Below are 12,682 nucleotides of genomic sequence, written 5' to 3' on the forward strand. Positions count from 1 at the left end.
ATGCCCCCCAAGCGTGGCCGTCCCATCGCGGTGAAGCTCCTCGTCCTGCTGCTCGTCCCCCTGCTGTCCCTGGCCGGGCTGTGGGCGTTCGCGGCGGGCCTGACCGGCGGAGACGGGCTGCGCCTGCTCGCGATCAGCGAGCTGGCCACGAACGTGGCCCTGCCCTCGGAGAGGGCCGCCGCCGAGCTGCAGAAGGAGCGGCTGGCCTCGGTCGAGTTCATGGTCGGCGACCTGCCGCTCAGCAAGGTCACCGAGCAGCGCACCCGCACCGACCAGGCCGTGTCGACCTTCCGCTCCTCCGCCAGGCCCATGCGTGACCTGTCGCCGGAGATGGCGACCCAGCTCAACGTGGTGTTCGGCAAGCTCGACCAGCTCAGCGAGACCCGCCGCGGCGTGGACGCGCGCACGAGGGCGCCGCTCGACGTCATCAACGGCTACAGCACGACCGTGGACGCCTTCTTCCGCATGTACGACGCCATGATCCTGGTGCCCGACACGGCCCTCTACCGCCAGGCGCGGGCCTCGACCATGCTCGGCGAGGCCGCGGAGATGCTCTCGCGCGAGCGGGCGCTCATCGCGGTCGTGCTCTCCGCCGGCCGGGTGGGCGCGCGGGAGCGGGAGGCGTTCACCGGGATGGTCGCGACCCGGCGGCTGCTGCTCAACCAGGCGCTCCCGCAGCTCGACAACAAGCTGCGGGGGTCGTACGAGCGGTTGGTCGCCTCGCCCGTCAACAAGGAGTTCCTGACGGCCGAGAACGCCATCAGGGACCAGGCGACGGCCGCCGGCCTGCCCGCCGCGGCGGCCACGTGGCCGGTCGACGCCCAGAACATGTGGACCGTGGTCGAGCGCGAACAGGTGCGGCTCACCCAGGACATCACCGGCCGGAGCAAGCCGGCCGCCATCGGGCTGCTGGTCAAGGTCGGCGTGGCCGGCGGCGTGGGCCTGATCGCGGTGGTCGCCTCGGTCCTGCTCTCGCTGCGCTTCCGCCGGCGGCTGGTGGAGGAGCTGGCCGGGCTCCGCGACGCGGCCACCGAGCTGGCCGAGGTGCGCCTTCCCGCCCTGGTCGCGCGGCTGCGTACGAACACCTCCAAACCGACGCCCGAGGAGACCGCGCCGCTGAAGGTCGTGACGCACAGCTCCGAGGTGGACGACATCGTCAAGGCGTTCAACCGGGTGCAGTCGACCGCCGTCGAGGCCGCCGTGGACCAGGCCCGGCTCCGGCACGGCGTCAACCAGGTGTTCGTCAACCTGGCCCGGCGCAACCAGTCGCTGCTGCATCGCCAGCTCCTCCAGCTCGACAGCATGGAGCGGGCCGCCGAGGAGCCCGGCATGCTGGCCGACCTGTTCAAGCTCGACCACCTGACGACCCGCATGCGCCGGCACGCCGAGAGCCTGATCATCCTGTCCGACCAGAGCCCCGGCCGCGCCTGGCGCAACCCGGTGCCGATCCACGACGTGCTGCGCGCCGCCGTGGCCGAGATCGAGGAGTACGAGCGGGTCGAGGTGCTCTCGACGCCGCCGGTCGCGCTCGTGGGCTCGGCCGTCACCGACGTGGCCCACCTCCTGGCCGAGCTGATCGAGAACGCCACCCTCTTCTCGCCGCCGCAGACCCGGGTGGACGTACGCACCTCGACCAGCCCGCACGGCCTCCTGGTCGAGATCGAGGACCGCGGGCTCGGCCTGCCCCGCGCCGAGCTGGACGAGCTCAACGACCGGCTGGACCGCACCCCCGAGTTCGACCTGGCGCAGAGCGAGCGGCTCGGGCTGTTCGTGGTCAGCCGGCTGGCGGCCAGGCACGGCATCAAGGCGACCCTGGTGGCCTCCCCTTACGGCGGTCTGACCGCGGTGGTGGCGCTGCCGTCGTCGCTACTGGCCGATCAGCCGGCCCTGGCCGGGCGCTAGATAGGCGATCACGCCGGAGACCCGGGCGGCCGCGGCGGCCACCAGCCGCGCGTGGGCGTGGCCCGCGAGCAGCCGCCCGGCCTCCTCGACGGTGAAGAACCCGTAGCCGTCGAGCTCCTCGGCCTGCAACGTGATCGGCGTGTCCGAACGCACCTCGCCGCAGTCGAACATGAAGTTGACCATCGGGAAGGGCACGTTCGGCGTCCGGTCGAGCCAGGCCACGGTCAGCAGGGGGCCGACCTTGACGGTGAGCCCCACCTCCTCGGCGACCTCCCTCGCGCACGCCTGCGCGGGGTGCTCCCCGGCGTCGATGATGCCGCCGGGGAAGCCCCAGTGCTCGCGGTAGTTGGGATCCACCAGCAGGACCCGGCCGCGCTCGTCCGTGATGTACGCCGCCGCCCCGCAGACCGCCCGGTTGACCGTGCCCCAGAAATCGTCCACCCACGAACTATGGCAGAACCTGGAGCAGCGCCCGGTTCCGCGCCCGCGCCGGCTCGGCGAGCCGCTGGAGCTCCGCGCCGGCGGCGTCCAGCACGACCAGCGTGTTGGCCGGCGATCCCGCGACCCGCACCACCAGGCGGCCGTCGGCCAGGTAGGAGGCGCCGATGAGCCGGCCCTTCACCTTCGGCGTCTGCCGCCGGCCCGTCACGAGGTCGAGCACGACCGGCTTGAACGCGGACGGCCAGCTCCCGTCGCCGAGCGCGTCGGGGTTGGACGGGAACTCCACGACGGCGCGGCGGCCGTCCGGCGACAGGCTCTGGACGTGCGTGACCTGCTTGACGCCCTTGGCCCGGACGGCCTTGCCGGTCTTGGCGTCGAGCCGGTAGACGGCGTCGGCCTCGCCGGTGTAGCCGGCGAGGTAGCGGCCGTTCACCGACCAGGCGAGGTGGCAGACACCCTTGGAGCTCCCGAGCTTGCGCGGCGGGGCGCTCGCGTCGGCCTTGACGGACATGACGGCGTCACCGCCGCCTGCGTAGGCGACGCGGGTGGAGTCGGGCGACCACACGGGCGTCAGGCAGGGGGTGCCGCCCTGGATTCCGCTCGCCAGGGTGACGGTCCTGCCGCCCTCACGGACCTGGAGCCGGCCGCCCTGCGTCACCCAGGCGGCCTTCCTGCCGTCGGGCGAGGCGGCGACCTGGGGCAGCGTGCCGGTCCTCGCCAGCGTGCTCCACGCGCCGTCCTGGTAGCGGTCGAGCCGGTCGCCGCCGTACACGGCGGCGCCCGACAGCGGCTGCGGGGCGGCGGCCACGGCCTGCGTGGGGGCCGCCAGGGTGAGACCGAGCACGACGCCGGCCACGATACGAATCTTCATGCCAGGCATCGTGACAGGTCAGCGACTCATAGACGTACGAAGGGCTCGCTGAAGTGGGACGTGGCGAGCACCGCCCGCTCGGCCCGCAGCCGCTCCAGCACCTCGGCGCGGACGCGGGCGGCGGCCTCCAGGTCGTCGTCGTAGCAGTAGGGCACGCCGGGATCGTCGAGCTGGACCGGGTGAAGGACGAGGTCGCCGGTCATCGCGAGGTCGCCGGCCCGGACGATCTGGTGGCCGGGCGTGTGGCCCGCGGTCAGGTGCACGTACACGCCGGGCGCGACCTCGGCGGTGCCCTCGACGACCTGGAGCTGCGCCTTGACGGGAGCGATCAGCCGGTCGAGCGCGCCGTCCTCGGCGGCGTCGAGCTCGGCGCGCTGGAGCACGTAGCGGGCGTTCTCGAAGGCCGGGCGGCCGTCGTCGGTCACCCCGCCGCTCGCGTGGTCGCTGTGCAGGTGGGTGAGGACGACGGTCTCGACGTCGGCGGGCGCGACGCCGGCCGCGGCCAGCTCGCCGAGCAGCGTCCCGGGGACCGGCGCCCAGCTCGCCGCCGGCGAACCGGTGCCGCCGATGCCGGTGTCGACCAGCGTGAGGCGGCCCGTCGCGGAACGCAGCAGGTAGCAGTGGAAGTGCAGGACCCACGGCTCGTCCGGGAGCCCCGAACCGGGGAACATCTCGGGCAGCGGGCGGCGGATCGCCGGCCCCATCGGGCCCACGGCGTCGCAGAGCGGCGTCACCTCGACGCCGGAGACGGTGATCGGCTGGTGCGGCACGAGCCCCAGACTAGCTAGGCGGCGACCGGCTGGAGCGGGGCGACGTACTCGTTCTCGAGGTCGGCGGCGTAGACGGCGCGGCAGCAGTTGGCGCACCGGTACATGATCGGGCCCTCGTCGAGCTCGTGGTGGCACCGCGGGCAGTGGTTGACGGTCTTCATGATGGTGCTCCCCCAAGGAGTTTTTCTGTCTGCGTCTAGGAAACCCCGGCGAAGTTGCAGGGGCCCTGCATGTCACTTGACACCGTGAAGCCGCTGCGCTGGGGGTTCTGCGCCTCCGAGAATTGTCACGCGCGACGCCGCGGATTCGCGGGGGAAACGCCGACAACCGCCCGGGAATAGTCCGAGAGGGCTAGACGTTTCATGGGTCGGATCGTGTGGTATGTTCCCACTCAAGCGTTGAGCTTCAAGCTCCGCCGATCTTCATCACAGCCTCGCCCCGGCTTCGTCCGGCAGGCCCGGCTTCCTCATCATCCGCCAGGCCACACCTGGGCTTGGCACCTTCCCAAGAGGTTCACCATGTCTGTGCACACCATTCCGCAGCAGCGCGCGGACTCCGCCGACCGGCGGGTGAGCGGCCTCCTCGACGTACGCGACAAGAACGCGTTCATCAGGGCCGGGCACCTTCCCGGAGCGGGGGACGTCCGCGTGCCCCCCGAGAAGATCAAGCAGTTCGGCCTGCGTGCCGGCGACCACGTCGTGGCGTCGTACACCGGCGGCAGGCTCGTGAGCGTCGAGTCGGTCAACGGCTCGCCGCACTGGCGGGAGCGGCCGGCGTTCGCCGAGCTCGTGCCCGTCCATCCGACCGAGCGGCTGCGCGTCGAGACCGAGTCGCTCAGCACCCGCGTCATCGACCTGTTCGCGCCCATCGGCAAAGGTCAGCGCGGCCTGATCGTGGCCCCGCCCAAGGCCGGCAAGACGATGGTCCTGCAGGCGCTGGCCGCCGGGATCGCCCGCAACCACCCCGAGGCCCACCTGCTGGTGGTGCTGGTGGGCGAGCGGCCCGAGGAGGTCACCGAGATGCGCGCCGGCATCCCCGGCGAGGTCTTCGCCTCCACCTTCGACCACCCCGACCGCGACCACACGGCCATCGCCGAGCTGGCCGTCGAACGCGCCAAGCGGCTCGTCGAGGACGGCCAGGACGTCGTGGTGCTGCTCGACTCCCTGACCCGGCTCGGCCGGGCCTACAACAACCTGGCGCCCGGCGGCGGCAAGGTGCTCACCGGCGGCCTCGACGCCGGCGCACTCTACCCGCCCAAGCGCTTCTTCGGCGCCGCCCGCAACGTCGAGGGCGGCGGCTCACTCACCATCCTCGCCACCGCGCTCGTCGACACCGGCTCCCGCATGGACAACAGCCTGTACGAGGAGTTCAAGGGCACCGGCAACATGGAGGTGCACCTCACCCGCGAGCTGGCCGAGCAGCGGTTGTTCCCCGCCGTGGACCTCGACGCCTCCGGCACGCGGCGCGAGGAGATCCTGCTGCACCCGCAGGAACGCCAGATCGTCTGGCGGCTGCGCCGCTCTCTGTCCGGCCTGGACCGGCAGCAGGCCGCGCGGATGCTCATCGACAAGCTGCGCGGCACCTCCTCCAACGCCGCCTTCCTGCTGGAGACGGCCGCCGCCGCCTGAGCGAATCGCTATGTATTCGAGACCGGGCGGGGGCGAATCACGTACAACTGCGGTGGGAGGTCAGCATGGCTACTCGTACCGAGTTGATGAACGCGCTGCGCCGCGCGCAGGAGTTGTCGGACCAGCACTGGCATTCCCTGGACCGGCCGCTGCTGCAGCTGTCGAGCGGCCGCACGTGGACGGGCCCGACCGCTGACAGGTTCGCCGGAGACCTGGCGCACCAGCGCGCGGAGCTGTGGCGGGGGCTGCGCGGAGTCATCGACCACCTCCACGAGACGATCTCCCACCAGACCGTGATGGGGCCCAGGGACGAATGACTTTTTCCTCCATCCACGCCGGCGAAATGCACCAGCTCGGATCCGGCGTGCAGAATGCGGGAAAAAGCCTGACCGAATGCGCGGCGCAGCTCCGGGCGATCCTGAACGAGGTCGAGCTCACCCACCCCGGCGTGGCCGCGATCGGCCGGATCGGGCAGTGGCTGACCGACCAGGCCCCCGACCTCTACCGGCGGCGCGACCTCGCGTACGAGGCCGAAAAGGTCGACGTGGACGTCTTCGGCAACCCGCTGCCCGGCGCGGCCGTCCCGGCCGGGATGACGCGGATCGACGAGGCCAGAATCATCCCGGCCGCGTTGCGCGCGGAGGCGGCCCGAGCGGCCCCACTGTTCACGGCCGCCGCCCGCGGGGACGCCGGCGCGCTGAAGCAGCTCGCCGCCTTCAAGGAACGACTGTCCGACCCGCAGTTCGCCACCGCCCTCCTGGAACAACTCGGCCCCCGAGGTCTGCTCACGATCCCCGCCGCCATGGGCACGCGAGTGCGCAAGGCCCTCGATGCCGACGACGACTCGGCCGCGGCCGTCCGACGTCAGAACCACGACGTCCTGTCCATGCTGAGCAAGGCCCTGGCCACGGCCACCGACCCGGCCGCGAACGCCCGTCTCGGCCGCAAGTTCCTGGAGGAGCTGAAGCAGCAGGGCCGCACGGAGATCCCGGCCCCGGACATGGGCGGCCTGACGAACCCCGGCTACTGGTCGCTCGGCCAGATCCTCGCGGCTGCGCCGAAGCAGGCGTACAGCGAGTGGTTCATGAAGACCATCGGCCAGGACATGATCCGCTGGGACCGCGACTACCTGAAGCAGCACCGCACCCGCTTCCTGCCGAAGGACACCGACGTCTACAACCTGCCCGCCCCCACCGAGACCCGCCCCTTCCAGAGCTCCGACGTCATCGGCGCCGCCGACCCGATCGCCGCGTTGTTGACCGTCGCGGGCACGTCGCGCGAACGCGCCCAGGCCCTGCTCGACGACCGGGATCTGCTGAAGTACCTGATGAGCGACCGGCGTCCGCAGTGGGCGATGGGCGATCACGGGGAGTCGCTGGGCGAGGCCATGGAGGCCGCCATGAAGGGCTCGGACGCCGACTCCAAACGACTGGCGGTCAGGGCCACACAGATCCTCGCCGACGAGGTGAGGCCGCACGTGTCGTTCAACGACGCCGGGGAGGTCGAAATCGGGAACCCCTCCGAACTGGATTGGCTCTCGGGCATCCGCGACAACATGGGCCGCATCCTCGCCGAACACTCCGACGACATCGTGTCCTCCTACTACCAGAATCATCCACGGCTGCCCGACAACGAGCTCGTAGGCAACGTCGAGGGGAGGAACACAGCACGCTTCCACCCGCCCGACCTCGATCTCGTCCTGCTCGATGTGGCTGCCGATGACCAGGGGTACAGGGCCCTGCTCCTCGGACAGGTCGCGGACATGCGCGGGAAGATCGATCAGGCGATGGCGACACGCAACAGGGACTGGCTGAACAACGTGATCGCACTCAACTCGACAGCGCTGGGGCATCTGGTGGAGGCACGCCGAATGGCTCTTGTCGGCCGAGGCAAGGAGGCCGACGCGGCGGACGAGGCGTTGCGGAAACTGGTTCAGGAAGGAGTCGGCCTTGTCCCGATCCCCTTCGCCCAGCAGGTGGGCAAGGTGGGGCTCAAGGCGGCCGGCACCATATACGAGAACTTCGTCAGCAACGGTTACGCGAAAGCCGGGGACTGGCTGGTGCAGCAGAGCGGCCACGCCGGCGGAAACATGACCAAGGCCGTCGGCGACGCGGCGACGAACGACAAGACCGTCCAGCAGTTGATGAAGCAGATGATGGAATCCTCTGCCGTGGCTCACGAATCTTACAGCCATGATGACCTCAAGGGGCCTTTCGTGACCGGCGACCCACCTCGAATCAAACCTCCACTCCACATGACCAGGAACGAATACGAGAGCTTCGTGGACTGGATCGAAGAGAATTCCACGGTGCCGGCCGATTACAAGGAAGTCCAACAGACCACCGCCGTCGGAGCCGGGGAACTCCTTGCCAACCTCAAAGCTGCTGCGGCCCAAAATGAGTAGGCTTGCAAGGTTGCTCTGCGCGACCGCCGCTGTCACGATGATCACCGGATGCACGCCAGACCTGCCCACGACTCCTCCGACCCCCCGCCTCGCTCCCGTACGTGGTTCCGTTGCCGACCGCGCCCCGTACATCTGTTACTTCATCCCGCAGGCCGCGGTGGCCGACATCACCGGCTACACCGGGCCTTACGATGCCGGTGACGACAAACGCGATCCTGACGGCTACAGCTGTGTTGTATCCAACGATGAACAGAGTCTTTTCATCACCCGCTATGACGTGTCAGCTCCTGCAAGGGTCATCGAGAACTTTCTCGAATTCGGGAAACAGAGCAACCTGGTCACACTTCCCGAGGAACTGGGCAAGGGAGGGATAAGCGACTTCGATATCCGGCTGTATCCGTACCGGAGGGCGTCCGTCTGGTTCCGCTGCGGATCCAACAACTCGCTCATCGCCATCACTGTCAAGCGCAATCCCGCCCGAGATCAGGACCACGACCTCATTCAGCTCACGAAGATCGCTCAGCGACGGTTCGCCGAGATGTTCAAATGCCAACCCGGCGGTCCGCCGCAGGGCTAGCGCGACGTGAAAACGCCGGTCGCCCAGATTCGGCCGGATCTCGGTCCTCGCGCGCGCCTGCCAGGTCGGGCTCATCGGGCCTCGCCGCGCAGGATCCGATCGAAGGTGCGTCTGGCTGTCGCGATCAACGTCCACGCTGTCTCGTGGACGGTCCGCTTGTCCCGGTCAGTACGGCGGACGAAGCCCTGCCCGGCGGCGGCGCACAACTCGTACGTGATCGACCGGCATCCACACGTCCACGAGACCACACGGACACGCGCCGCCCGGCGGGCCGGCTCCTGCCAGGTCAGCACCAGATGACCTGGCAGAGGCGACGCGGCATGCGGCCCGTGGAAGTCGCGCATCTCCCTCATCACGCCGTCACCACGTCCTTCCCTCGAAGATCTCCACAAGGTTCTTGAGCGCACCCTCGACGCGGACCAGCACGAGGTCGCGGACGTGATCGCCCGGGGGCAGCCGGTATCCGTACCGCTCAAGCAGGCCCAGGACTTCGGCCGCCAGTGGCTCGAATCGCAGGTCCGTGGTTGTACTTCGCATGACTGGACCTCCAGTGCGGTTGCGTGCTGACTGAAGCCCGCCTCCTCGAACAGGCCCGACTCGTGGGGCAGCGGGTTGCCCTGAGCTTTCTTGCCGACCCGAGTCTAGGAGTCATCCCTACCCTTGTCTACCCCTGCCTATAGGTGCCAGCCGACATAGGGGAAAGTGGGGTGGCATGAGGGGGTTCCTATTGTTCTGGATATGGCTGATGGCTGGCAGTTCGACCACACGATCCCCAAGTCCGTGCAGATCGCGACCGAGATCGAGCGACGTATCCACGTCGGCGAATACCCGCCAAAACATCCCATATATGAAGTTCGACTCGTACAGGAGTTCGGGGTTGCAAGGGAGACGGCGCGAAAAGCGACCGTGATCCTCAGAGAGCGCGGCCTTATCTTCACCGTGCGCGGCATGGGCAGCTTCGTGGCGGAGCCCAGCGAGTGGGCGAAACCAACCGGTTAGGGGTCCCGGCGGGCGAAGCCGGGGTTCAGTGACAGCCAGGAGTTCGGCCACTGATGTCGCCGTTGTGCGGGTGCACGAGAATGGGCCGCATGCTGGCTGACATCGTCGAATACCTCGTATGCCCCGTCTGCCGCGCCGACCTGCGGCTGGACGAGCGTGCCCTGCGGTGCGCGGGCGGGCATGTGTTCGACGTCGCCCGGCAGGGGTACGTCAGCCTGCTCGTCGGCTCCCGCGCGCCCGGGACGGCCGACAGTGCGGAGATGGTCGCCGCCCGTGCCGCCTTCCTCGATGCCGGCCACTACGCGCCGCTGGCGGCGGCCGTGGCCGAGGCCGTCAAGGCGAACGTGCGAGCAGAACGTGAGCCGATTACCGAAACCAATGACGGCAGCCGGTTGAGGGCGTACCGTGGGGCGGTAATGGAGGCCGGTCGCGGCCCGGGGCAGGCAGAAGGCCCCGAGTCCGGCCGGGACAGCGTCGAGGGTCGTCGCGCGGAGGGCAGGTCCGCGCCGGTGATCGTCGACGCGGGCGCGGGCACCGGGCACTACCTGGCGGCCGCGCTCAATGCCGTGAACGATGGCATCGGGATGGCGTTCGATGTGTCGAAACACGCAGTGCGCCGGGCGGCGCGGGTGCATCCGAGGGCGGGCGCGTTCGTGGCCGACGTCTGGAGGCCGCTGCCCATCAGGGACGGGGTGGCGGACGTGGTGATCGACGTCTTCGCGCCCAGGAACGGCCCGGAGTTCGGGCGGATCCTGCGGCCGGGCGGGGTCGCGGTGGTCGTCACGCCGGCCGCCGAGCATTTGAGCCCGCTGGTGGGCGAGCTGGGGCTGCTCTCCGTCGACGAGGAGAAGGAGCGCCGGGTCGCGCGCGGCATGGAGGGCTTCACCCTGGCGGAGCGGCGCACCGTCGCGTTCGACATGGAGCTGGACGCCGGCGAGATCGCCCAGGTGGTCGGCATGGGCCCGAGCGCGTGGCACACCGATCCGGCCGAACTCGACGCCCGCATCGCGGCACTTTTCTCCCCTGAGAGGGAGAAAGTGGTGACTCGCGCGGCGTTTCACCTGTCTATCTTCGAGCCCGCACCGCGTTCAAGACCTGCTCCTTGACTGACGTGTGCGACTGGTGTTACTGATGGGGCATTTAGTCCGAAATTCCCCCACATTCCCCAAGTATTTCTCCCAGACAGACGTAATACTGGACGGCATCCCGGGCCCGCTGGCACGGGACATCAACGGGAGGGGGCGCTCCGCATGAAGGCGGAGGAACGCTGGCAGGCCAGGTTCCGGGCCTCGCGCATGACGCTGCCGTCCTGGGCTCGCCAGGCCCCGCACCGCTCCATCTACCGCTCCAACGCCACCGGCAAGTGGGAGGTCTACGCCTGGGACCGCGTCACCGGCGCCCTCCGCCAGGTCACCGACCGGCCCAAGGGCACGGCGTACGCGGCGCTCGACCCCACCGGCCAGTGGATCTACTGGTTCGCCGACACCGAGGGCGACGAGTTCGGCGTGTGGTGGCGTCAGCCGTTCACCGGCGGCCCCGACCAGGAGGTCGCCCCCGGCCTGCCGCCCGGCCAGCCCGGCGGCATCGCGCTGTCCATGACCGGCGTGGCCGCGATCAGCTGGGCCGCCGAGGGCACCTTCCGCATCCACCTGGGCCGCCCCGGCGAGCCGTTCCGCCAGCTGTACGAGCACACCGAGGCCGCCTGGGTGGCCGCCATGTCGCTCGACGGCTCCCTCATCGCGATCAACCACGGCGAGTACGGCGACTTCCGCCACCCGGCGCTGCGCGTCGTCCGCCCCGACGGCAGCGTCGTCGGCGAGCTGCACGACGGCCCCGGCAAGGGCGTGACCGGCCTCGGCTTCGCCCCCGTCCCCGGCGACCGCCGGCTGCTCGCCCTGCACGAGCGCCGCCACCGCAACGAGCCGCTGGTCTGGGACCCGGTGACCGGCGAGCAGCGCGAGATCTGGCTGAAGGACTCCGGCGACCTCGACGCCGACTGGTACGACGACGGCCGCGCCCTGCTCATCCTCCGCGACGACCGGGCCCGCAGCCACCTGCACCGCTACGACCTCGGCGGCGGCACCCTGACCTCGATCGAGACCCCGCACGGCGTCATCGACGAGGCCGCGCCCCGGCCCGGCGGCCAGGTCGAGTACTCCTGGTCCAGCGGGTCCAGGCCGCCCGTCATCCGCTCCACCAACGGCCAGGTCGTGGTCAATTCCGGCGGTCCTGCCGCGCCGCACAGCGTGCCGGTCGAGGACCTCGACGTCGAGGGCGAGGGCGGGCGCATCCACGCGCTGATCTCCAAGCCGGAGCACGGCCTCTCCCCCTATCCCACCGTCTTCCTGCTGCACAGCGGTCCGACCATGCACGACCGCGACTCCTTCTCCCCCACGGTCGCGGCCTGGGTGGACGCGGGCTTCGCGGTGGTACGGGTCAACTACCGCGGCTCGACCGGCTACGGCACGGCCTGGCGCGACGCGCTCCACGGCGACGTCGGCCACATCGAGCTGGCCGACGTGGCGGCGGTGCGGCAGCGCGTCGTCGAACGCGGCATCGCCGACCCCGCCCGGCTGGTGCTGGCCGGCTCGGCGTGGGGCGGCTACCTCACGCTGCTCGGCCTCGGCACCCAGCCCGACCTGTGGGCGGCCGGCATCGCGGCGGCGCCGATCGCGTGCCACCAGACGTCGTACGAGGACGAGGTCGAGAGCCTGCGCGCCTACCACCGGGCGCTGTTCGGCGGCTCCCCCGACGAGCAGCCCGAACGGTACGCCGCCAGCTCCCCCATCACGTACGTGGACCGCGTGAGCGCCCCGCTGCTGATCCTCGCGGGCGAGAACGACACGCGCTGCCCGTTCCGCCAGATCGAGAAGTACGTGGCCAAGCTCGCCGAGCACGGGCGCGAGCACGAGCTCTACACCTATGACGCCATTCACGGCTCTCTGGTGGTCTCCGAGCAGATCGCGCAGATCGCGCTGCAGCTCGACTTCGCCAGGAAACATGTGAAAACACGCTGACATGTGACATGTCGTAAAGAGTTGGCGGCTCCGGTGACTTGATCGTCGGCGGTCCGCACTGTCAGGCTCGCGC

General features: G+C 70.1%; 13 protein-coding genes. 8 read left to right on the forward strand and 5 right to left on the reverse strand.

The genetic code is table 11. The features are described from left to right. Positions 1-1,902, forward strand: a complete 1,902-nt coding sequence (locus SMD20_RS29075) for a sensor histidine kinase (RefSeq protein ID WP_329587252.1) — start codon at positions 1-3, stop codon at positions 1,900-1,902. Here the strand turns inward: SMD20_RS29075 and SMD20_RS29080 are convergent. The 4 genes from SMD20_RS29080 to SMD20_RS29095 are packed head-to-tail and all read right to left on the reverse strand — an operon-like array spanning position 1,867 to position 4,145. Then, positions 1,867-2,343, reverse strand: coding sequence for an NUDIX hydrolase (locus SMD20_RS29080; protein WP_329587256.1), 477 nt, complete (start codon positions 2,341-2,343; stop codon positions 1,867-1,869). The two genes, SMD20_RS29075 and SMD20_RS29080, sit on opposite strands and share 36 nt — an antisense overlap. Before the next feature lie 7 nt (positions 2,344-2,350). Beyond that, positions 2,351-3,214 carry a hypothetical protein gene (locus tag SMD20_RS29085; protein WP_329587259.1) on the reverse strand — a complete coding sequence of 288 codons (864 nt, stop codon included), beginning with the start codon at positions 3,212-3,214 and terminating at the stop codon, positions 2,351-2,353. 26 nt (positions 3,215-3,240) lie between these two features. Then, entirely contained in the window at positions 3,241-3,984 is a 744-nt protein-coding gene (locus tag SMD20_RS29090) for an MBL fold metallo-hydrolase (RefSeq protein WP_329587262.1), read from the reverse strand. Positions 3,985-3,998: 14 nt separating this feature from the next. Continuing rightward, positions 3,999-4,145, reverse strand: a complete 147-nt coding sequence (locus SMD20_RS29095; protein WP_329587265.1) for a hypothetical protein — start codon at positions 4,143-4,145, stop codon at positions 3,999-4,001. Between the two features lie 201 nt (positions 4,146-4,346). Between SMD20_RS29095 and rho the strand changes: the two genes are divergently transcribed. The 4 genes from rho to SMD20_RS29115 all read left to right on the forward strand — a co-directional run bounded on the left by rho (position 4,347) and on the right by SMD20_RS29115 (position 8,593). Further along, positions 4,347-5,612: a transcription termination factor Rho gene (rho, locus tag SMD20_RS29100; protein WP_329587268.1), complete on the forward strand. Its 1,266-nt coding sequence runs from the start codon at positions 4,347-4,349 to the stop codon at positions 5,610-5,612. A gap of 65 nt (positions 5,613-5,677) precedes the next feature. Continuing rightward, a complete protein-coding gene (locus SMD20_RS29105) occupies positions 5,678-5,929 on the forward strand; it encodes a hypothetical protein (RefSeq protein ID WP_091087807.1) in 252 nt (83 codons plus the stop codon). Beyond that, positions 5,926-8,016: a hypothetical protein gene (locus SMD20_RS29110; RefSeq protein ID WP_329587274.1), complete on the forward strand. Its 2,091-nt coding sequence runs from the start codon at positions 5,926-5,928 to the stop codon at positions 8,014-8,016. Before SMD20_RS29105 ends, SMD20_RS29110 begins: the two co-directional genes overlap by 4 nt. A gap of 10 nt (positions 8,017-8,026) precedes the next feature. Continuing rightward, on the forward strand, positions 8,027-8,593 hold the full coding sequence (locus SMD20_RS29115; protein WP_329587276.1) for a hypothetical protein: 567 nt from the start codon (positions 8,027-8,029) through the stop codon (positions 8,591-8,593). Positions 8,594-8,953: 360 nt separating this feature from the next. Here the strand turns inward: SMD20_RS29115 and SMD20_RS29120 are convergent, their stop codons facing one another. Beyond that, positions 8,954-9,130, reverse strand: coding sequence for a hypothetical protein (locus tag SMD20_RS29120; protein ID WP_329587279.1), 177 nt, complete (start codon positions 9,128-9,130; stop codon positions 8,954-8,956). A gap of 201 nt (positions 9,131-9,331) precedes the next feature. Between SMD20_RS29120 and SMD20_RS29125 the strand changes: the two genes are divergently transcribed. From SMD20_RS29125 to SMD20_RS29135, 3 genes are all read left to right on the forward strand, one after another. After that, a complete protein-coding gene (locus tag SMD20_RS29125) occupies positions 9,332-9,592 on the forward strand; it encodes a GntR family transcriptional regulator (RefSeq protein ID WP_329587282.1) in 261 nt (86 codons plus the stop codon). A gap of 89 nt (positions 9,593-9,681) precedes the next feature. After that, positions 9,682-10,698, forward strand: coding sequence for a putative RNA methyltransferase (locus SMD20_RS29130; protein WP_329587285.1), 1,017 nt, complete (start codon positions 9,682-9,684; stop codon positions 10,696-10,698). Between the two features lie 144 nt (positions 10,699-10,842). Beyond that, positions 10,843-12,609: a S9 family peptidase gene (locus SMD20_RS29135; RefSeq protein WP_329587288.1), complete on the forward strand. Its 1,767-nt coding sequence runs from the start codon at positions 10,843-10,845 to the stop codon at positions 12,607-12,609. Positions 12,610-12,682: the final 73 nt, after the last annotated feature.

Origin of the sequence: Nonomuraea sp. LP-02, assembly GCF_036289125.1 — a bacterium.
Lineage (GTDB): Bacteria > Actinomycetota > Actinomycetes > Streptosporangiales > Streptosporangiaceae > Nonomuraea > Nonomuraea bangladeshensis.